The organism is Propionibacterium acidifaciens (assembly GCF_003798325.1).
GTDB classification, from domain to species: domain Bacteria; phylum Actinomycetota; class Actinomycetes; order Propionibacteriales; family Propionibacteriaceae; genus Propionibacterium; species Propionibacterium acidifaciens.
Map to the genome: position 1 here is coordinate 880,840 of NZ_CP033719.1, position 20,105 is coordinate 900,944.

A 20,105-nucleotide genomic window follows, 5' to 3' on the forward strand; every position below is an offset into this window, starting at 1 on the left:
CACCGCCCCGCGCCGGGAGGCCAGACCCGGCCTTCGCTGCGACCGCCGGTCCACGCGGCAGCGCCCCGCGCCCGGGAGGCCGGGAGCAGCCGCCGTGCCGATTGCCAGAGCCTCCGAACCACCGCCCCGCGCCCGGGAGACCTGGACGGTGACGGAGGCGCTCGCCCCGCGCCGCAGCTGCAGCACCCCGCGCCGGGAGACCGGGTCAGCCGCCGGGGGTGGGCGCGGCGCCGGCCCCGTCCCCGGTGACGATCTGCCCGTCGTCGGCCGTCGAGGGCGCGCCGGTCGGCGTGTCGGCCTCGTCGACGGAGTTCCAGAGGCGCTCCCACCAGGGCTGGTCCTCGGTGGTCGAGGCGCCCGTGCGGTCGATGCTCGAGCCGCCGCCGTAGGGGCTGCCGTTCTCGTCGACGACCTGGAAGCCGACCTCGCCGGGCAGCACCCAGCCGAGCCGGGCGCGGGCCTGGGCGCGCACATGGTCCGGGTCGGACCAGCGCTCCTGCTCGTCGAGCAGCTCGTCGATGTGCTCGTCGCTCGCGGCGATCTGGGCGCGGGCCTGCGCCATCTGCCGGCGCTGGTTCAGGTAGACCGTCAAGTTCGAGACGATCGGGACGACGACCATCGCCCCCGCGAGCAGGACTGCGACGAGCCTCCTCGTGAGGTGGATGCCGCCGTGACTGTCCTCGGGCTCGACGACGCCGTCCTCGCCCGAAGTGGCCTGGGGCCCGGCCTGCACCTGGACGCGGTCCCGGTCGCGCGAGGCGCGCCGGGCGGTGCGCCGGGCGGTGCGCCGGGCGGTGCGACGCGCCGGGGTGTCGCCCGCCGTGGGACGCCCACTGAAGGGCTTGCCGGATCGTGGGGAAGCCATGTCGACATCCTAGTGCCCCGGCATCCCCGACCCGGCGCGCACGACGGCGCGCCCGCAGGGCCCCGAAGAGCACGCCGGAGAGCGGCGCCCGTCCCGAACGCCCACACCAAACCACCCGCGCACGATCCACGAGCAAACCCCACCAACCGCATCACGGAGCACAGGACACACACCCGGACCGCACCCGAGCAGGCCCCCGGACACGACGGAGGGCGGCGCCCCGACGGGGCGCCGCCCTCCGTGCGATCGTCGGACGAGCTCAGCAGCCGTTCACCACTGGTCGGGGTTGAACCGCGGGAAGGCGCCGGCGCCGGCGTACACGGCCGTCTCGTCGAGGTCCTCCTCGATGCGGATGAGCTGGTTGTACTTGGCGATGCGCTCGCCGCGGGCCGGGGCGCCGGACTTGATCTGGCCACAGGCCAGGGCCACGGCGAGGTCGGCGATCGTCGTGTCCTCGGTCTCGCCGGAGCGGTGGCTCATCATGGTGTGGAAGCCGTTGCGGTGGGCCAGGTTGACCGCGTCGATGGTCTCGGTGAGCGAACCGATCTGGTTGACCTTGACGAGCAGGGCGTTCGCGGAACCGGTGTCGATGCCCTTGCCGAGACGCTTGACGTTGGTGACGAACAGGTCGTCGCCGACGAGCTGGACCCTGCCGCCGATGCGCTCGGTGAGCGTGGCCCAGCCCTCCCAGTCCTCCTCGTCCAGCGGGTCCTCGATGGAGACCAGCGGGTACTTCTCGACGAGCTCCTCGAAGTACTCGATCATCTCGGCGCTGCTGCGCCTCCTGCCCTCGAAGGTGTACGTGCCGTTGTCGTGGAACTCGCTGGCGGCGCAGTCGAGGGCCAGGGCGACGTCCTTGCCGGGCCTGCAGCCGGCCTTCTTGATGGCCTCCTCGATGAGGTCGAGGGCGGCCGCATTGGACTCGAGGTTCGGGGCGAAGCCGCCCTCGTCGCCGAGGCCGGTGCTCAGGCCCTTGTCCTTGAGGACGGACTTCAGCGCGTGGTAGACCTCGGCCCCGATGCGGAAGGCCTCGGCGAAACTGGAGGCGCCGATCGGGGCGATCATGAACTCCTGGATGTCGACGTTGGAGTCGGCGTGGGCGCCGCCGTTGAGGATGTTCATCATCGGGACGGGCAGCACATTGGCGGTGGGGCCGCCGAGGTACTTGTACAGCGGCAGCTCCGCGGAGTCGGCCGAGGCCCTGGCGGCGGCCAGGGAGACGCCGAGGATGGCGTTGGCGCCGAGCTTGCCCTTGTTGTCGGTGCCGTCGAGCTCGATCATGGCGGCGTCCAGCTCGCGCTGGTCGCTGGCCTCCATGCCGAGGACCTCCTCGCCGATGGTGTCGACGGCATTGCTCACGGCCTTCTGGACGCCCTTGCCGCCGTAGCGGGCCTTGTCGCCGTCGCGGAGCTCAACGGCCTCGAAGGCGCCGGTGGACGCACCCGACGGGACCGCCGCGCGGGCCGAGGAGCCGTCGTCGAGGACGACCTCGACCTCGACGGTCGGATTGCCGCGCGAATCGAGGATCTCGCGAGCCTCAAGGAATTCGATAACTGCCACGGGTGTTGACCTTTCAGTGTTGGGCGAGCCCGCGCACAGCGGGTTCTCGCCGCGGGCTCTCGCTCTCGCGGTGCCAATCCTATCCGTTCGGGCCCTGCGCGGACCATGCCCGAGGCCGCCCTCCGGTCCGGCCCCCGGAGGCCCCGGAGGGCGCGATGAGCGGCTCACGCCGCATCGACGGGCCGACGCCGTTGTCGGAGCCGCGTCGGACGAGCACCTCGGGTGGACCGGGCCGCTCCCCCGCCGTCCGGGCCCGCGTCGGGAGGTTCCTGGGCGGCGGGGCGGAGGGCGTCGTCCGCGCGAACCCCGTACCCGCCGGAGGGGCCCGGACCGGCTCGGGACGGGGCGCTGCGCGGGGCCGACGACGAGCCGCGGACGGACGAGGGGAGGGAGACGTCCGGGCTCCGGACGAGGGAGCGGCGGACCGAGCCCCCAGACCCCGGGTCCACCCCCAATCCGAAGACGCCTGCCGGACTTCCCCCAGGGCCCCCGGGTTCAGGATCCATGCTCAGGTGACAAGGAAAAGCATCCCCGAGGAGTGATCGTATTGTCTGGGCAAGCCGCTACCGCGGGCAGCAACCCCTTGGACCCGGCTCGGCGGAACGGCTCCCTGAGCATCACCTCCGCCATCACCGCACAGAAGATTCCGGACTGGCCCGAGACGGCTTTGACGGGTACCTCCGAACCAGGACGGCGCGCCTACGTGGTGGGACTCCCCGAGGAGTGCAGCGTGGCCCTTGTCCGTTACAGCGACGACCAGGACGAGAGGACGGCTGTACCGGCTGACTCATGGCCCGCTCGCATCACGGAACTGGGTGTCACCGAGGTCTGCATCGATGACCACGGAATGTTCCGCGCAGAACCCGGGTTGGCATCGGACATCGAGAACCTGGTGCACCACGGCATGCAGGTGGTGGTCACCGTGGCCGATACCATGGATGAGTTCGATCTCGTGACGCGTCTCAGTCACTTGGAACCAAAACTGCTGACTCGGCGCGGAACGCCTCCTGACAGCCCGTGGCGCATCCTGCAGGAGCAGACCGGCCACGCGCTGGACGCGCACCGGACAGTGATCGAGACAGTGTGCGGTTGTCACCCCGCCTTGGCACAGCTGTTCCTGACCGCACTGTGCCGCACCGGGGAGGACGATCCCTTCCCTGCGTCAGCGATCATCGAAGCTCTGGCAGAAGCCGTCACGTATGTCGTGAGGACCCAGTTCGCCCGACCTCGGGATCAGGCGGTGTTCCTGCTGTGCCTTGCGCTGCGTGCAGACCCGGCGACCACCCCGAAAGGCTGTTGTCAGTACCTGGAGGCCGCGGGCTCACGCTCCATCCGTTCCATGGCGCAGGTCCTCTCGTCGGAGCCCGTGCCTGCGGAAGTGACCGTCGCCCTGTGGCAGCAGCTGCGCGTGCATCTCGACGCCTCGACCTTCGCCGTCGCCCAGCGTGCCCTCCTCGCGCTGCTCAGCAACAGCCCGCCCGGCGATGTGGACCATCTCGGGCCGCTCGAGCTGCTCGCCTCGGGCGAAAATCCTCGCGTGACCCACGAGGTGGCGGACCTGGTTCGGCGAGTGGCTGACGCGGCTGGCACGGAGGGCAGAAGATGCATCGTGCAAGCCCTGCCAGAGCTCGCCGGCGACTCGTCAGCGGGCGAAGCGGCCGCCCGACTGGCCGTGGTCTGCGCCGACACCGATCTGGGAGCTCTCGGGGCGGCGCTGAGGGAGCTCGACGCCAGCGGAGCCGCACCCGACGCCGCGTGCACCGCGCTGTCCCCGCTGGTCGCGTTGGAGCATCCCGTCCTGGTCGCGCGCCTGGCCGAAAGAGTTCTGGACCGACTTGGCCGGGATGATCCCCGTGCCGTCACGGCGGCGCTCTCGTGGATCATGACATCACCGACGACGACGTGCGCCGAGCCCATGCAACGCCTGCGCGTGCTGCGGCGCATCGTCGCCATGTCCCACGACGACGGCCCAACTGCTCCCGTCATCCGCGCAGGGGTGGCGAGTCTGCGCGCCTTCACCCGACGTTCTACGAGCCGCTATCTTCGGGGACTCGTCGCACGACAAGGACTGTCCTCAGGCGGACTGCCCCTCATCGCCTGTTGCCTGGCCGGGCTGACCACGTGCTTCAGTGATCGCGCTGATGATGCCGCAGTGTGGTGCTGGCGGGCCAGAGCCCTGGTCAGCCCTCACGGCGCCGATTATGCTTGGACGCTCATCGTCCATTCCCTCATCGCCTTCCACCGACAGGACACGGCGCTGGCCGGCGAGCTGCTGTCACGCGCCGCCGAAGCAACCGCGGCCCTGCACGCCTCAGCCGTCACGCAGTTCTGCGGGCTCGCGATTCAGTATCTCGAGAAGGACTCCGCCGGCGCGGACCGGCACCCCGCGCCGGACGACGGGATCCATGTCATTCTTCACGTGTTCGCCACCTACTGCGCCGCGAACCTCGATCAATGGGGGAGCAGCGTCCAATCAGCCATCGACAAATACTTCGCCGTCGGTCGTGCTCTTGCATCGGCCGAGCTCACGAATCCGTTGCTCCTGAACTGGAGACAGCGGCTCCGAGTCATATTCGTCGCCTGTCATGAGGATGCGATGGCCGAGTGCCTGCAGAACGACATCCATGCTGCGCTGGAATCGTGGCGCACCGTGAACTCGTCCTCGGATGCCATCATCCCCCACGAGGACGACGGCACCGGCACGGATGACGGCGACGGATCGTTGGCGCTCAGCACGAGTGAGTGGCGAGTCGTCGAGCGCGTCATCGCTGGATGCACCAATGCGCAGGCCGCCGAAGCGCTGTACCTGAGCAAGCGCACGGTGGACACTCACCTGCGAAACATCCATCGCCGTCTCGGGATCTCCAGTCGAACCGAACTGATCAAGATCGTCGGGGCGAGCCGCCAGGAGCCTGCGCCCGCTCGACGACCGGATCAGGCCGACAGCGGGTCCGAGGAGGAGCGGAGCCGGAGGCGCTGACCGGCGGGCCGGGGACCCGGTCGCTCCCAAGCCACTCGAACAGGCCCGGTGGGGCGAGGAATTCCCCCACCGGGCCTGTTCGAGTGGCTCCTGAGAAACGGCCTCCACGAGGCCTCACTTCACACGCTGGCCCCGCCACCGGAAGGTGAGAACAACGAGGATGACGCCGCCCACGGTCCATGCCGCCAAGGCTCCGCACACCAAGCCCAGATTCCAGTTCCCACCCGGTTCAGCCGACGCCAGTGAGTCGGGCAGGAACACGAAACGCAAGCCCTTGGCCATCCACAGCAGGGGGAAGGCACTGGCCGTGCACCGCAGGACGGTCGGGATCATCATGAGAGGGAAGAACACCCCGGAGATGAACTGGAGAATCATGAACGGGGGCGTGGCGATGGCCGCTGCGGACCTGGCGTTGGGAATCAGCGCCGTGTACGCAATACCTGCCAAGGAACAGGAGGTGACCCCGAGCAGAACCACCCATGCAAAAGTCAACCAGCGTCCGGCATCGGATGGCATCGGCAATCCGTAGAGCACCATGCCCAGCACCACGAGGATGGCCGTCTCGATCAAGGTGGTGACGATCGTCTTCACCGTGATTCCGATGAAATACGCGGCTTTCGGCATCGGCGAGGCGGCCAGTCTTCGGATGAGGCCATTCTCACGGTCGAGACTGACGCTGATCGCCAAGGACTGGAAGCTGGTGCTCATCACGCCGGCTGCGATGATACCTGACACGAACAGCAGTCTGTAGTCGGTGTCGGTGCCCGGCAATTTGCCGGTGAACACCGCTCCGAACACGAGCAGCATCAGCACGGGGAGAGCCATGGTGAACACCAAGGACTGCCAGTTCCGGAAGAATGACCGCAGCTCGACCCGGGAACGCGCCAAGGCGCCCGGCAATGTTCCGGGAAGCCCAGCCCGTGCGGCAGTGTCCTCATGGACCGTCATGATCTGCATCGCCTCGTTCATCGGTGATCCTTCGTCTGTTCGACCATGTTCAGGTAGATCTGTTCAAGACTGGGCTGGCTGACCTGCAGGCCAGGGATCTCTGCAATGCCCTGCCGCTTGGCAGCGTCCAGTAACAGCCTCAACAATGCCGTTGGCTCATCGGTCGTGTACTCACAACGGTGAGGCTCGGACCCGAGTCTTTCCGCCAGGTCCGAGGGCACCTCGACAAGAGGATCAAGCGCGTAGGAGACTCGGTACCGGCGGCCGGTCATTCTCGCCAGTTCGTCCAGAGTGCCTACATGGAGCATCCTGCCGTGCACGATGATGCCCGCCCGCTGGGCCAGCTCTTGGGCCTCGTCCAAGTAATGAGTGGTGAGCACCGTCGTCACGCCCTCGTGCGTGAGCAGACGCACGAGGTCCCAGGCCTCCCTGCGGGCCTCCGGATCGAGTCCTGTGGTCGGCTCGTCGAGGAAGACGAGCCTGGGTCTGCCGACAACGCCGACAGCCACATCGAGTCGACGGCGCTGGCCCCCCGACAACTTGTTGGTGAGTGTCGTGGTCTTGGCGCCGAGACCCACCATGTCGATGAGCTGCCCGGTGGGGAACGGGTCCGGGTAAAAAGCACTGAAATGATCAATGACCTCACGCACCGTGAGGTCTGCGTAACTCGCCGTCCCTTGGGGCACCACCCCGATCCGGGCCCGCCACTCGCGCTCGTCATGCTGCGGGTCCTGCCCGAGCACGCTCACTGACCCGCTGGTGCGGCGTTGCGCGCCCGTGAGGATGTCGATGGTTGTCGTCTTACCGGCGCCATTCGGACCGAGGAAGGCGAACACCTCCCCACTCTCGATCCGCAGGTCGAGGTCGTCGACGGCGACGAAATCACCGTAGACCTTCCGCAGCCCGCTGACGGTGATGGCACTCTGCATCACAAGCTCTCCTCTGCACCCGACCATGTGTCGATGGGTGGACGGGAAGGCGGCGACTCCCCGTCCACCCATCAGAGTATTTCAAGCTCGAGGCCCGGACTTCTCCAATGGTCGTCATGGGGAGCTACGCACTGCGCCGGCACGGATACGCATGCCTACGCAGCCAACCGTCCCGGAGCCCTCCGGGAACCCGCTCCCGGCGGCGACCCCGAAAACCATGCCGGATGCTGTTGTCGGGGGCCGAGGAGCCGGTGACACGGGCGGGCCGGGCCCCGAGATGCCCCGAGGGCCGCCGGGGCGGGCGGAAGAGCCTTCGGGAGGATTCCAGAATCGACGGGCACGTCGGAGGATCCGCGGTCAGGGCTCCTCCGCCGCGCGGATCTCGTCCTCCCAGGCCCGGGTGGCGTCACGGACCGCCTGGTCGATGTCGACGCCGCTGGCCTGGGCCCGCTGCACGAGCCGCAGGACCCGGACGCCAGCCTCGACGGAGGTGATCGGCTCCGCCGCGAACGGCACCCCGTCCGGGCCGCCGTTGTCGAGGCGCTGGGCGGTCTTCGCGGCACGGGCCAGCGTCGGCAGGGACCCGGCGATGCCGTCCAGGCACGAATCACGGTGCTTCACGGCGCGCTTGCGCAGCTCCCAGGCCGTGTCCAGGTCCTCCGGAACGCCCTCGCCGGCGAAGACGTGCGGATGGCGGGCGAATACCCGGACATACGCTCGCGGTCAGCCAAGACGAGCTGGACCACCGCGATCGCGTCATACTGATCCTCACCAGGCGAAACATGGAACGGGCGCTCGAGATCACTGGGCTGTTGCTCGTTCGACCGGGGCCCGTGACGAATTGATGATCTTGTTGTGCTGCTTCTGCCGGTCCATGAGTTTCGCCCCCTGCTGGTCTCCATACGGGGGGTTGTCATGCCCGGTCCGATGCAGCCCTCGTCGCCCAGTGGCGGCGTGTCCGGGGGATTGTCGAGGAGACCGGTCAGTTGAGGGGCTCTCGCGTCGTGGGTCGATCCGGGGGCCGGGTCGGGCACCCGTACGGGTCTTCCGGCCGGGGTGCAGGCGACCCGGAGGCCCGGCCCGGCTCGGTGGTGCCTGCCCGAGTGCGGGCCCGGCTCGTGCTTCCGGTCCCGGCACGGCACGGGAGTGCCGTCCACGACCAGGGTCCGGGCCTGGTCCGGGTCGTCTGCGGCCGGCACGAGGCCCGACCGGCCCCGAACGACTCGGCCAGCTCGGCTCGGGCGCGGTCGCGCCGCAGGTGGGCCGGCGCGGCCCCGATCTCTTCCGCCTGGCTCAGTGCCGGTGGCCGCCCGGTGGTCCGCGGGGTACGGGGGTGATTGTGGACGAGAGCCTGTGGGAGGACTACGATCGCCTCGGCCGGCGGGCCTGTTGCACGATCCATGCGAGAACCCGTCCTGAGAACATGGGATGCTGGATGACCCGATTGTCCCAGCGGCAGGTCCTCACCTTCCACCAGGACACGCCCGTACCGGCAGAACAGCCAAAAGAATCAACCCCTCAAATCAGGGTTTTGAACAACCCTCTGGCCAAGGTTCATTCGTCTTCTGATAACAGGAAAGGGGTGAGGACCAGTGCCTGTAACCGTATCCCACGTCGGAGTGACATTCAAGAACACGACTGTACTCACCGACGTCACCACCGAGTTTCCGGACAAGGCCATCACTGCGCTCCTCGGTCCCAGCGGATCCGGGAAAACGACGCTGATCCGTTGTCTGGTCGGGGCCATCCGTCCAACGACTGGAAAAGTGATGATCAACGAGCTTCCAGTGCCCCATCGCAGTCTGCTGGAAAAAGTGGGCTACATGCCTCAGTCAGACGCCGTCTACACCGATCTTTCCGCGCGCGCCAATCTTGAATTCTTCGCCGGCCTGCACCGACTCTCCGGAGCGAGACGACACGACCGCATCGCGAACGTACTCGAGATCGTCGGCCTCGGGGAGCATGCAGACGAGCGTGTGGGGAATTTCTCGGGCGGCATGCGACGACGCCTTTCACTCGCCATCACCTTGTTACCCGAACCGAGTACCCTCATTCTCGACGAACCCACCGTAGGAATGGATCCGGTTCTCCGTCGCTCCGTTTGGGGGTCCTTGCGGCGGCTCGCAACCGACGGGCAGACCGTTCTCATCTCAACGCACGTGATGGAAGAGGCCCGCAGATGCGATCGGGCCGTGCTCCTCCGGGACGGAGAAAAAGTAGCGGACGGCACGGTCTCCGCGCTCGAGGCGTCCAGCGATGGCGAAGGCCTGGAGCATTACTTCTTTCGAAAGGTGCACTGATGGGAACAATGGCCCGCCGACTGATCCGACAGATCAAGAATGATCGGCGTTCGCTTGGGATGATGTTCATCTCCCCACTGGTGATCATGACCCTTCTTTATCTTCTCATGGGAGAGCCGCGCATCGACATCAAGATCGGAGTCGTCGGCCACGTCGCGCCTTCAACAGAGACAGCCCTGCAGCAGGCGGGTACTGTCACTCAAGAGGGCGCCGGACTGGACATTGACAGATCGCTGGACGACGGAATCTATGACGCAGTGGTCGTCGTGGACAACCGTGGCACATCGATCCATCTTCTGCAGGAGAACACCGCCTATGAGAATAAGATCCGGAGCGCCTTGGTGTCCGCACAGCAACAGCCCCCGACCACGGAGAGCATCAGCACCTTTTATCTCCATGGAACCTCCTTGGACACCACATTCAAGCGACTCGCGCACACCCTGTTGGGTATCATGTCATTCTTCCTGACATTCATTGTCGCCGGTATCTGGTTTGTTCGCGAGCGCACACAAGGAACTTTGGAACGGATGATACTGACCCCCATCACCCGACTCCAAGTAGCCATGGGTTATGTGCTGGGGATCGGTCTCTTCTCCGTTGTGCAGGCGGTTCTTCTGCTGTTCTTCACCCGTTATGCTCTGGGCGTTCAATTCATTGGGGGCTGGAATTTCGCGCTGGCCCTTCTGATCATGGTGATGCAGGTCGTTGTTGCGGTTGAGATCGGTGTGTTTGCCTCAATCTTCGCCAACTCGGAATTCCAGGTCGCACAATTCATCCCCGTAGTCGTCATCCCGCAGGTCTTCTTCTCGGGCATCATTCCCGTGGAGACGATGCCGTGGGGGTTCGACAAGGTCGCACTGGTCATGCCCATGTACCACTCCTGCTCCGGGCTGCAGCGCACCCTGGTCTATGGACAAGGACTCGGATCAACACGGATCAACCTTCTGGTCCTGCTCGGCATGCAGCTGGTTCTCATGATCGCCAACGCTCTGTTGCTGAAGCGTTATCGTGCATTGTGAGGAGTGCTTGGTCCACGACGAAGATGCATGCAACGCCCATCGCCCTGAACACCCGTCGCCCTGGAGGCGCCGAGCGGAGGATTCGGCGGCCCCCATCCCCCTGGCAGGAGATCCGGTGAAACACCCTGCGACGTGACCTCCGGACGGACCCGAGGCGACCTGCTTCCGGCCGCGCGACATCATCATCGATCGCCACCGAGGCGCACTGCTCATGCCCCTCTCCGCATCACCCGCCAGCAGCCAGCGCCGGTACCCGGTCAGGGCTCCTCCGCCGCGCGGATCTCGTCCTCCCAGGCCCGGGTGGCGTCACGGACCGCCTGGTCGATGTCGACGCCGCTGGCCTGGGCCCGCTGCACGAGCCGCAGGACCCGGACGCCGGCCTCGACGGAGGTGATCGGCTCCGCCGCGAACGGCACCCCGTCCGGGCCGCCGTTGTCGAGGCGCTGGGCGGTCTTCGCGGCACGGGCCAGCGTCGGCAGGGACCCGGCGATGCCGTCCAGGCACGAATCACGGTGCTTCACGGCGCGCTTGCGCAGCTCCCAGGCCGTGTCCAGGTCCTCCGGAACGCCCTCGCCGGCGAAGACGTGCGGATGGCGGGCGATGAGCTTGTCGGCGGTCGCGGCGGCGACGTCATCGATGGTGAACAGGCCGTCCTCCTCGGCGATCCTCGCGTGGAGGACCACCTGCATGAGGACGTCGCCGAGCTCCTCGCGCAGGTCGTCGTCCGAGCCGACCTCGATCGCGTCGACGAGCTCGGCCGACTCCTCGATGAGATGCTTGACGAGGGTGCGGTGCGTCTGGGCGGCGTCCCACGGGCAGTCGGCGCGCAGTCGGTCGACCACCCGCACGAGCCGCTCGAGCTGGGCGCCCCGCGCGCCGGTGTCGCCCCGGTCGGCCCGCTCCCCGGCGGCCATCAGCCCTCGCTGCGCCCGGACAGCGAGCCGGAGCCCATGACGGTGAGCTCGTCGGCGTCCCAGGCGCCGTAGCGCGGGTTGATCTCGATCCGGAGGCCGGAGGCCTGATCCCTGGCGCTCTGCTCGCCCTCCAGCGAGACGTAGGCGGTAAGCCGGACGATGCCCATGAAGGCCTCGCTGCAGTCGGCGGTGCTCGTGAAGAGATCGGCGTTGCGCAGACCGGCGCGGGCCTTCTGGAGGTCGGCGTCCGAGACCGTCGCATTGGCCCGCTCGATGAGGGCGTCCGCCACGAGGCCCTGGGCGACCCAGGAGGCGACGGCCTGGCGCACCTCGCCGTCGGGGTACTGGTCGGACGTGCCGGCCCCGTCGAGGGCCGTCCGGCAGCCCTCGGCGAGGGCGTCGAGGTGGTCCTCGGTGACCCTCCGGCCGTCGACGACCATCGCGGTGCCGGCGCTGGGCGCGCAGCCGGCGAGCAGGGCGAGGGCCAGGGCCGGCAGGCCGAGACGGACCGGACGGGGCAGTCGACGAGAGGTCATCGGGGTCTCCTTGCAGCGCTGGGTTCGGTGCCGGGGCGGATTCGGCCCGGCACCGCGGGTCGGACGGGATCGGTCTCGTCGCCTCGGGCCGGGACGGACGGAGCCCCCGTCGGCACGAGTCTAACGGCTGCCGTCGGCCCCGGCGCCCGCCCCGCCCGTCCGCGGCGGGTCGGGGGCGAGGATCGCGGTGACGACGTCGCCCGCCCAGGCGATGAGCTCCTCGTCGGTCACCATGTGACCGCCGATGGGCGCGGTGCGGGGAGCCGGGACGAGCAGCATGTTCGCGGCGTGCTTGACGACCGCGCCCGGGTAGAGGCGGTTCAGGCGCAGCTGCCGGCTCTCGGGCAGGGCGATCCCGGCGCCGTCGGGACCGCTTCGCCCCGCCAACGGGGCGAAGCGGATCTGGTTGCCCTGGGCGACGACCTCGGTGAGGCCGACTCCGCGGCACAGCAGCCGGAAGGAGGCCACGGAGAGCAGCAGCTCGGCCGGGCGGGGCGGCGGGCCGTAGCGGTCGACGAGCTCGGCGCGCAGCTCGTCGAGCTCCCGCTCCGAGCGCACCTCGGCGATGCGCTTGTAGACGTCGAGGCGCAGACGCTCGGAGTCCACGTAGTCGACGGGCAGGTGCGCGTCGACGGGCAGCTCGATGCGCATCGGCTGCTCGGCCTCGACGGGGCCGCCTGCCTTGAACTCCGCGACGGCCTCCCCCACGAGGCGCAGGTACAGGTCGAAGCCGACGTCGGCGATGTGCCCGGACTGCTCGTCGCCGAGCAGATTGCCGGCGCCGCGGATCTCCAGGTCCTTCATGGCGATGGCCATCCCGGCGCCCAGGTCGGCGTTGGCGGCCAGGGCGGCGAGCCGGTCGTGGGCGGTGGCCGTCAGCGTCTTCTCGGGCGGGTAGAGGAAGTAGGCGTAGCCGCGCTCGCGGCCCCGCCCGACGCGCCCGCGCAGCTGGTGCAGCTGCGACAGGCCCATCCGGTCGGCCCGGTCGACGATGAGGGTGTTCGCGGTGGAGACGTCCAGGCCGGCCTCGACGATCGTCGTGCACACGAGCACGTCGGCGCGGCGCTGCCAGAAGTCGACCATGACCTTCTCGAGCTGCTTCTCGCTCATCTGGCCGTGGGCGACGGCCACCCGCGCCTCCGGCACGAGATCGCGCAGCCGGGCCGCGACCCGGTCGATGTCCTGCACCCGGTTGTGGACGAGGAAGACCTGGCCCTCGCGGGCGAGCTCGCGGCGGACGGCGGCCACCACCTGGCCCTCGTCGTGGGGACCGGCGAAGGTGAGCACCGGGTGGCGCTCCTCGGGCGGGGTGGCGATCGTGCTCATCTCGCGGATGCCCGTGACCGCCATCTCGAGGGTGCGGGGGATCGGGGTCGCGCTCATCGACAGGACGTCGACGTTCACGCGCAGCTTCTTGAGGGCCTCCTTGTGCTCGACGCCGAAGCGCTGCTCCTCGTCGATGATGACGAGGCCGAGGTCCTTGAAACGGATCCGGTCGGACAGGAGCCGGTGGGTGCCGATGACGACGTCGACCCGGCCGCTCGCCAGGCCGTCGATCGTCCTGGCGCTCCGCTCGTCGGACTGGAAGCGGCTCAGCTGCTCGACGACGACGGGGAAGCCGGCGTAGCGGTCGGCGAAGGTCTGGGCGTGCTGCTGGACGAGCAGGGTCGTCGGCACGAGAACGGCCACCTGCTTGCCGTCCTGGACGGCCTTGAAGGCGGCGCGCACGGCGATCTCGGTCTTGCCGTAGCCGACGTCCCCGCTGACGAGGCGGTCCATCGGGACGATCTGCTCCATGTCGTGCTTGACGTCGTTGATGCAGGCCAGCTGGTCGGGCGTCTCGGTGTGGAGGAAGGCGTCCTCCATCTCGCGCTGCCAGGGGGTGTCGGGCCCGAAGGCGTGGCCGCGGGTCGCCTGGCGGGCGGCGTAGAGCTTGATGAGGCCCGCGGCGATCTCGCGCACGGCCCGCTTCGCGCGGCTCTTGCGCTGGCGCCACTCGGCGCCGCCCATCCTGTCGAGGGCGGGCGCCTCGCCGCCGACGTAGCGGGTGACCTGGTCGAGCTGGTCCATCGGCAGGTAGAGGCGGTCGCCCGGCCTGCCCCGCTTCGAGGGGGCGTACTCGATGACGAGGTATTCGCGGGTGGCGCCGCCGACGGCGCGCTGGGTCAGCTCGACGAAGCGCCCCACGCCGTGCTGCTCGTGGACGAGCGGGTCGCCGGGTCGCAGCTCGAGCGGCTGCACCTGGTTCCTGCGGCGGGCCGGCATGCGGCGGGAGCCGTGCTCGGCCTGCGGCTGGCTCGACAGGTCGCCGCCGGCGATGAGGGTCAGCTCGGCGGCCGGGACGCGCAGCCCGTTCCGCAGCGGCGAGGTGATGATCGTCACCTGCCCGCGCGGCGGCTCCTCGGCGAGCTCGGCGGCGAGGTGGGAGCCGATGTCGTTGTCGGCGAGCAGCTCGTGCATGCGCCGCGCCAGGCCGGGGCCCTCGACGGACAGGACGACGCGCCAGCCCCTCGCCAGGTCGGCGCGGACGGCCTCGACGACGGCCCCCGTGTCGCCGTGCCAGGGGCCGACGGGCTCGACGCCCGGGCCGACCGGGCCCGACTCCCCGCCGGGCCCGGCGACGCCGTCGGGCGAGCCGGCGAAGGCCGACAGCCCCCACCAGGACCTGCCGCCGTCGAGGACGTGCTCGCGCACCTGCTCCAGCTCCCGGTAGGTCGAGGCGGCCAGGTCGATGGGGGCGCGCCCGCCGGAGGCCGCGGCCGCCCACGAGGCGTGGAGGAACTCCCGGCTCGTGCGCACGAGCTCGTCGGCGCGGGTGCGCACGAGCTCCGGGTCGGCGACGAGGACCATCGTGTCGGCGGGCATCGCATCGGTCAGCAGCTCGAGCTCGGGCACGAGGGCCGGGATGAGGGCCTCCATGCCCTCGCACGCCTGGCCCTGGGCGATCCGCTCGAGCATCTCGGACAGCTCGGGGTGGTCGCCGGCCAGGGCCGCGGCGCGGGCGCGGACCTCGGGCGTGATGAGCAGCTCGCGGCAGGGCACGGCGGTGAACTCGTCGAGGGTCCCGTCCATGGAGCGCTGGTCGGCGACGGTGAAGAAGCGCATCTCCTCGACGGTGTCGCCGAAGAAGTCGACGCGGACCGGGTGGTCGTGAGTGGGGTCGAAGACGTCGACGATGCCGCCGCGCACCGCGAACTCGCCGCGGCGCTCGACCAGGTCGACGCGGTTGTAGGCGGCCGCCACGAGCTCGGCCTCGAGGCGGGCCGGGTCGTGCTCGGCGCCGGCCCGCAGCCGCACGGGCGCCAGCCGCGACAGGCCCTTGACCTGGGGCTGGAGGACGGCGCGGACGGGCGCGACGACCACCCGCGGCGCCGGGGCGTCGTCGGCGCCGGCCAGGCGGCGCAGCACCGTGAGGCGCCGCCCGACGGTGTCCGAGCGCGGGCTGAGGCGCTCGTGGGGCAGGGTCTCCCAGGCCGGGTAGTGGGCGACAGCCTCCTCGCCGAGCAGCCCGGCCAGCTGGTCGAGCAGCTGCTCGGACTCGCGGAGGGTGGAGGTGACGACGAGGACGGTCCGGCCCGTCCGGCCGGCGAGCCCGGCGACGAGCAGCGGCCGCACCGCCGCCGGGGCGGTGACGTCGAGGGCCCGCGTCCCGGCCCGGGCCCGGGCGAGGAGGTCGGCCGCCCCGGGGTCGGAGAGGACGGCGTTGAGCAGGCCGGAGAGGTTCACCCGTCAATCCTAGGCGGGCGCCCGGAGCCGGCGCGGCGCCTCAGCTCGTGGGCGACGAGCAGCAGCGCCACCCAGATCGGGCCGACGACGAGCGCGATGCGGTAGCTGGGGCTGAGGGCCATGAGCGCGACGACGCCGGCCAGGAAGGCCAGCGCGATCCACGTGGTGACCGGGTGGCCGGGCATGGGGAAGTCGGAGCGCTGCCCGTCGGCGGCGAGGCGGGCGCGGAACTTCAGGTGGGTGACGAGGATGAGCACCCAGGTGATGACGACGGAGATCGTCGCGACGGCCATGATGTAGACGAAGGCGCGGCCCGGGAACAGGTAGTCGAGGAGCACCGTCGTGCCCGTGCAGGCGGCCGAGACGAGCACGCCGAGCCACGGGGAGCCGTGACGGTTGGTGCTCGCCAGGGCATCGGGAGCGTTGCCCTGCTGGGCCAGCGAGTAGAGCATCCGGCCGTTCGCGTAGAGGAACGAGTTGAACGCCGAGACGGCGGCGGTGAGGACGACGACGTTGAGGATGTGCGCCGCCCCGGCGATGCCGAGCCCGGAGAAGATCGTCACGAGCGGGCTGCCCGCGCTGCCGAGCCGGTCCCACGGGTGGAGGGTCACCATGACGGCGATCGTGCCGACGTAGAAGATGAGGATCCGGCCGACGACGCCGTTGATCGCCCGGGGGATCGTCCGGGCGGGGTCGCCGGCCTCGCCGGCGGTGACGCCGATGAGCTCGACGCCGCCGAAGCTGAACATGACGACGACCAGGCCCAGCAGGACGCCGCGCAGGCCGTGGGGGGCGAAGCCGCCGTGCGCCCACAGGTTGGCGACGCCGATCGGCGGGCCGCCGATGCCGGTGCAGATGAGCAGCAGGCCGCCGACGATCATGCCGCCGATGGCCACGATCTTGACGAGGGCCAGCCAGAACTCGACCTCGCCGTAGGCCTTCACCGTCACGAGGTTGACGGCCGTGACGACCACGAGGAAGACCGCCGAGCTCACCCAGGCGGGCACCTGGGGGGCCCAGAACTGGACGTACTCCCCCACGACCGACAGCTCGGCCATCGACACGACCGTGTAGTCGAACCAGTAGTTCCAGCCGGCCACGAAGCCGGCCCGGGGGCTCCAGTACTCGTAGGCGTAGGCGCTGAACGAGCCGGGCCGGGGCCGGTGGACGCTCATCTCGCCGAGCGCCCGCATGATGAGGAAGATGACGGCTCCGCCCACGAGGTAGCACACGACGACCGCCGGGCCGGCCTGGCCGATCGACTCGGACGAGCCGTAGAACAGCCCCGTCCCGATCGCCCCGCCCAGCGCGATGAACTGGATGTGACGGTTCCCCAGGCCTCGGCGCAGGCCCGCCCCGGAGCCCCGCTCAGCCACGGTTCCGCGCCCCCGTCCTCATCCGGCGAGCCACGAGCAGGACGACGAGCCAGACCGGCCCGACGACCAGGGCGACGCGGTAGCTGGGGATGAACGCCATGAGCACGACGAGCATCGCCAGGAAGGCGAGCACGAGGGCGCTCGTCCACGGGAAGCCGGGCATCGCGAAGCCCGCCGGGGCCTCGCCGCGGGACCGCAGGCGCGCCCGGAAGCGCATGTCGGTGATGACGATCATCGTCCAGTTGATGACGGCGGCGATCGTCGTCACCGACATGACGTAGAGGAAGACCGTGTCGGGGAACAGATAGGTGAGCAGCACGGCGACGGCGGTGACGGCCGAGGACACGAGGATGCCGAGCCACGGGGAGCCGAAGCGGTTGGTGCGGGCCAGGGGGGCCGGCGCGTTGCCCTGACGGGCCAGCGCGTGGAGCATCCGGCCGTTCGAGTAGAGGCCGGAGTTGTAGGCCGAGACGGCGGCGGTGAGGACGACGACGTTGAGGATGTGCGCCGCCCCGGCGATGCCCAGCCCGGAGAAGATCGTCACGAGCGGGCTGCCCGCGCTGCCGAGCCGGTCCCAGGGGAAGAGCGCGACGATGACCGCGACGGTGCCGACGTAGAAGATGAGGATGCGGCCGACCACCTGGTCGATGGCCTTCGGGATGGTCCGGCGCGGGTCGTCGGCCTCGCCGGCGGTGATGCCGATGAGCTCGACGCCGCCGAAGCTGAACATGACGACGACCAGGCCCATGAGCATGCCCTGGACGCCGTTCGGGAAGAAGCCGCCGTGCGTCCACACGTTCGACAGGCCGATCGGGCGCCCGCCGTTGCCCAGGCCCGTGCAGACGAGGAGGACGCCGCCGACGATCATGGCGATGATCGCCACGACCTTGATGAGGGCGAGCCAGAACTCGATCTCGCCGTAGGCCCGCACGGTGACGAGGTTGACGGCCGTGATGACGACGACGAAGACGGCCGCGCTCACCCAGGCGGGCAGGCCGGGGAGCCAGAACTGCACGTACTTGCCGACGACGGTCAGCTCGGCCATCTGGACGCCGATGTAGTTGAACCAGTAGTTCCATCCCGACACGAAGCCCGCCCGCGGGCTCCAGTACTCGTAGGCGTACTGGCTGAAGGCCCCCGAGGTGGGGGTGTGGACGCTCATCTCGCCGAGGGCGCGCATGACGAGGAAGATGACGGCCCCGCCGACGAGATAGCAGATCATGACGGCCGGGCCGGCCTGGCCGATCGACTCGGACGAGCCGTAGAACAGGCCCGTCCCGATCGCCCCGCCCAGGGCGATGAGCTGGATGTGGCGGTTCTTGAGGCCGCGGCGCAGGCCCTCGTCCTGCGGCAGCTCGCGGACGCCGGGTCCGCCCGCCTCGTTGCTCGATGACATCGGTTCCTCAGTCGTTGTACCGGTTCTGCGCGGCCCCGAGGCCGGCGGTGATGATCGCCTCGACGGCGTCGGCGGCCCGCCCGACGGTGACGGCCAGGTCCTCGCGCTCGCCCCGCGGGACGCGGCCGAGCACGTGGTCGGCGCCCGCCCGGTGGCCCGGCGGCCGGCCGATGCCGAGGCGGACCCGCAGGAAGCCGCCCGTGCCCAGGTGGGCGCGCACGGACCTCAGCCCGTTGTGGCCGTTGCCGCCGCCGCCCGCCTTGAGGCGGATGCGGCCCGGGTCGAGGTCGAGCTCGTCATGGACGACGATGACGTGGTCCGGCGCGACGCGGTGGTACTCGGCGAGGGGCCCGACGGCCCGGCCCGAGTCGTTCATGAAGGTGCGGGGCTTGACGATGAGCAGCGCCTCGCCTCCGGGGACGCCGATCCCCGCGGCGCCGATGCGCGTCGTGGCGACCTCGGCGTGCATGCCGCGCGGCGCGGTGAAGCGCTCGCCCGCGCGACGGGCCAGCTCGTCGGCGACCATGAAGCCGACGTTGTGGCGCGTCCAGACGTACCGCGGGCCGGGATTGCCCAGGCCCGCCACGAGCCAGGTCATGGCGCCTCCTCGTTCTGCGTGCTCCACCCGCCCCGCGCGTTCCGCTCCGCCCGTCGCCCCGCGCGGCCTCCGGGCGGGGACGGGCGGACAGGACGAGGGGCGGGACCCGCGTGCAGCGGGCCCGCCCCCGTCGGTCACGGGCGGCGTGGGCTCACTCGGCCTCGGGCTCGCCCTCGGTCTCGGCCTCCTCGTCGCCCTCGCCCTCGGCGGGCTCGGGCAGCTCCTCGGCGGCCGGGGCCGACACGGACAGGACGAGGGCGTCGGCCGGGTCCTCGAGCTCGGCGCCGGCGGGCAGGACGATCTCGGCGGCGGTGACCTGGGCGCCGATCTGGAGGCCCTCGACGGAGACCTCGACGTGGGCCGGGATGTTCGTGGCCTCGGCCTGCAGGGCCAGGTGGGTGCGCTCCTCGTTGACGATGCCGCCGGGGGCCGGGACGCCGACGAACTCGATCGGGACCTCGACGGTCACCTTCTCTCCGCGCGTGACGAGCAGCAGGTCGACGTGCTGGAGGAAGCCCTTGATGGGATCGCGCTGGACCTCCTTCGGCAGGGCCAGGCGGTCCTCCGAGCCGGCGACGCGCACGGTGAGCAGGGCGTTCTCCTGGCGCAGGGCCAGCAGGGCCTCGTGCCCCGGCAGGGTCAGGTGGACCGGCTCCGTGCCGTGGCCGTACAGGACCGCGGGGACCTTGTCGGCGCGGCGGATGCGGCGGGCCGCGCCCTTGCCGAACTCGGTGCGCTCTTCGGCGTCGAGGATGATCTCGGCCATCTCGTTCTCCTTCGTCGTGGCGCGGGGCGCCTGTGATCTGCACGCGGGCACGGGGACGGGCGCCCCGGACGCGTGGCCCGGATGGACGAGGAGGCGTCGTGCGCGACCGCGCACGGAAGGGGACCGGGCGCCAGTCGATCACGGCCCTGCGGCCCTCGCCAAGCGACGCGGGCAAGTATAGCCGCCGGCGCC

At 70.0% G+C, this 20,105-nt stretch carries 15 protein-coding genes; 3 read left to right on the forward strand and 12 right to left on the reverse strand.

The features are described from left to right. Positions 1-205: 205 nt before the first annotated feature. A complete protein-coding gene (locus EGX94_RS03760) occupies positions 206-865 on the reverse strand; it encodes an FtsB family cell division protein (RefSeq protein WP_021798067.1) in 660 nt (219 codons plus the stop codon). A 270-nt stretch (positions 866-1,135) separates the two neighbouring features. Continuing rightward, complete coding sequence (gene eno / locus EGX94_RS03765) at positions 1,136-2,425, reverse strand: phosphopyruvate hydratase (RefSeq protein WP_021798072.1); 1,290 nt, start codon at positions 2,423-2,425, stop codon at positions 1,136-1,138. 730 nt (positions 2,426-3,155) lie between these two features. Between eno and EGX94_RS13670 the strand changes: the two genes are divergently transcribed. Then, the gene (locus tag EGX94_RS13670; protein ID WP_021798080.1) at positions 3,156-5,405 is read left to right on the forward strand and encodes a helix-turn-helix domain-containing protein; all 2,250 of its coding nucleotides are present in this window, start codon (positions 3,156-3,158) and stop codon (positions 5,403-5,405) included. A gap of 114 nt (positions 5,406-5,519) precedes the next feature. Here EGX94_RS13670 and EGX94_RS03775 read toward each other — a convergent pair whose 3' ends face one another. From EGX94_RS03775 to EGX94_RS03785, 3 genes are all read right to left on the reverse strand, one after another. After that, entirely contained in the window at positions 5,520-6,374 is an 855-nt protein-coding gene (locus tag EGX94_RS03775; protein WP_021798076.1) for an ABC transporter permease, read from the reverse strand. Beyond that, positions 6,371-7,282, reverse strand: coding sequence for an ABC transporter ATP-binding protein (locus tag EGX94_RS03780; protein ID WP_043122331.1), 912 nt, complete (start codon positions 7,280-7,282; stop codon positions 6,371-6,373). The genes EGX94_RS03775 and EGX94_RS03780 overlap by 4 nt, the downstream gene beginning before the upstream one ends. Before the next feature lie 357 nt (positions 7,283-7,639). Next, positions 7,640-7,903, reverse strand: coding sequence for a hypothetical protein (locus EGX94_RS03785; RefSeq protein WP_021798074.1), 264 nt, complete (start codon positions 7,901-7,903; stop codon positions 7,640-7,642). A 998-nt stretch (positions 7,904-8,901) separates the two neighbouring features. Here EGX94_RS03785 and EGX94_RS03790 point away from each other — a divergent pair. Then, on the forward strand, positions 8,902-9,582 hold the full coding sequence (locus tag EGX94_RS03790) for an ABC transporter ATP-binding protein (RefSeq protein ID WP_196807798.1): 681 nt from the start codon (positions 8,902-8,904) through the stop codon (positions 9,580-9,582). Further along, positions 9,582-10,601: an ABC transporter permease gene (locus EGX94_RS03795; RefSeq protein WP_021798736.1), complete on the forward strand. Its 1,020-nt coding sequence runs from the start codon at positions 9,582-9,584 to the stop codon at positions 10,599-10,601. Before EGX94_RS03790 ends, EGX94_RS03795 begins: the two co-directional genes overlap by 1 nt. Positions 10,602-10,858: 257 nt before the next feature. On the opposite strand, the gene EGX94_RS03800 is transcribed toward EGX94_RS03795, so the two are convergent. The 7 genes from EGX94_RS03800 to EGX94_RS03830 all read right to left on the reverse strand — a co-directional run bounded on the left by EGX94_RS03800 (position 10,859) and on the right by EGX94_RS03830 (position 19,913). After that, positions 10,859-11,515, reverse strand: a complete 657-nt coding sequence (locus tag EGX94_RS03800; protein WP_021798731.1) for a MazG family protein — start codon at positions 11,513-11,515, stop codon at positions 10,859-10,861. Continuing rightward, entirely contained in the window at positions 11,515-12,051 is a 537-nt protein-coding gene (locus EGX94_RS03805; RefSeq protein WP_021798735.1) for a hypothetical protein, read from the reverse strand. The genes EGX94_RS03800 and EGX94_RS03805 overlap by 1 nt, the downstream gene beginning before the upstream one ends. A 120-nt stretch (positions 12,052-12,171) precedes the next feature. Beyond that, complete coding sequence (mfd, locus tag EGX94_RS03810) at positions 12,172-15,777, reverse strand: transcription-repair coupling factor (RefSeq protein WP_123825913.1); 3,606 nt, start codon at positions 15,775-15,777, stop codon at positions 12,172-12,174. After that, positions 15,774-17,153 carry an amino acid permease gene (locus tag EGX94_RS03815; RefSeq protein WP_021796561.1) on the reverse strand — a complete coding sequence of 460 codons (1,380 nt, stop codon included), beginning with the start codon at positions 17,151-17,153 and terminating at the stop codon, positions 15,774-15,776. Before EGX94_RS03815 ends, mfd begins: the two co-directional genes overlap by 4 nt. Then, on the reverse strand, positions 17,146-18,549 hold the full coding sequence (locus EGX94_RS03820; RefSeq protein ID WP_021796557.1) for an amino acid permease: 1,404 nt from the start codon (positions 18,547-18,549) through the stop codon (positions 17,146-17,148). Before EGX94_RS03820 ends, EGX94_RS03815 begins: the two co-directional genes overlap by 8 nt. A gap of 7 nt (positions 18,550-18,556) precedes the next feature. Continuing rightward, the gene (gene pth / locus EGX94_RS03825) at positions 18,557-19,147 is read right to left on the reverse strand and encodes an aminoacyl-tRNA hydrolase (protein ID WP_021796556.1); all 591 of its coding nucleotides are present in this window, start codon (positions 19,145-19,147) and stop codon (positions 18,557-18,559) included. 151 nt (positions 19,148-19,298) lie between these two features. Next, a complete protein-coding gene (locus EGX94_RS03830) occupies positions 19,299-19,913 on the reverse strand; it encodes a 50S ribosomal protein L25/general stress protein Ctc (RefSeq protein ID WP_021796560.1) in 615 nt (204 codons plus the stop codon). Positions 19,914-20,105: the final 192 nt, after the last annotated feature.

Excerpts from the sequence above, each read along its gene's own strand:
- EGX94_RS03775 (WP_021798076.1), bottom strand. The coding sequence starts at position 6,374 with ATGAACGAGGCGATGCAGATCATGACGGTCCATGAGGACACTGCCGCA.
- EGX94_RS03800 (WP_021798731.1), bottom strand. The coding sequence starts at position 11,515 with ATGGCCGCCGGGGAGCGGGCCGACCGGGGCGACACCGGCGCGCGGGGC.
- EGX94_RS03780 (WP_043122331.1), bottom strand. The coding sequence starts at position 7,282 with ATGCAGAGTGCCATCACCGTCAGCGGGCTGCGGAAGGTCTACGGTGAT.
- pth (WP_021796556.1), bottom strand. The coding sequence starts at position 19,147 with ATGACCTGGCTCGTGGCGGGCCTGGGCAATCCCGGCCCGCGGTACGTC.
- EGX94_RS03805 (WP_021798735.1), bottom strand. The coding sequence starts at position 12,051 with ATGACCTCTCGTCGACTGCCCCGTCCGGTCCGTCTCGGCCTGCCGGCC.
- EGX94_RS03820 (WP_021796557.1), bottom strand. The coding sequence starts at position 18,549 with ATGTCATCGAGCAACGAGGCGGGCGGACCCGGCGTCCGCGAGCTGCCG.
- EGX94_RS03760 (WP_021798067.1), bottom strand. The coding sequence starts at position 865 with ATGGCTTCCCCACGATCCGGCAAGCCCTTCAGTGGGCGTCCCACGGCG.
- EGX94_RS03830 (WP_021796560.1), bottom strand. The coding sequence starts at position 19,913 with ATGGCCGAGATCATCCTCGACGCCGAAGAGCGCACCGAGTTCGGCAAG.
- EGX94_RS03795 (WP_021798736.1), top strand. The coding sequence starts at position 9,582 with ATGGGAACAATGGCCCGCCGACTGATCCGACAGATCAAGAATGATCGG.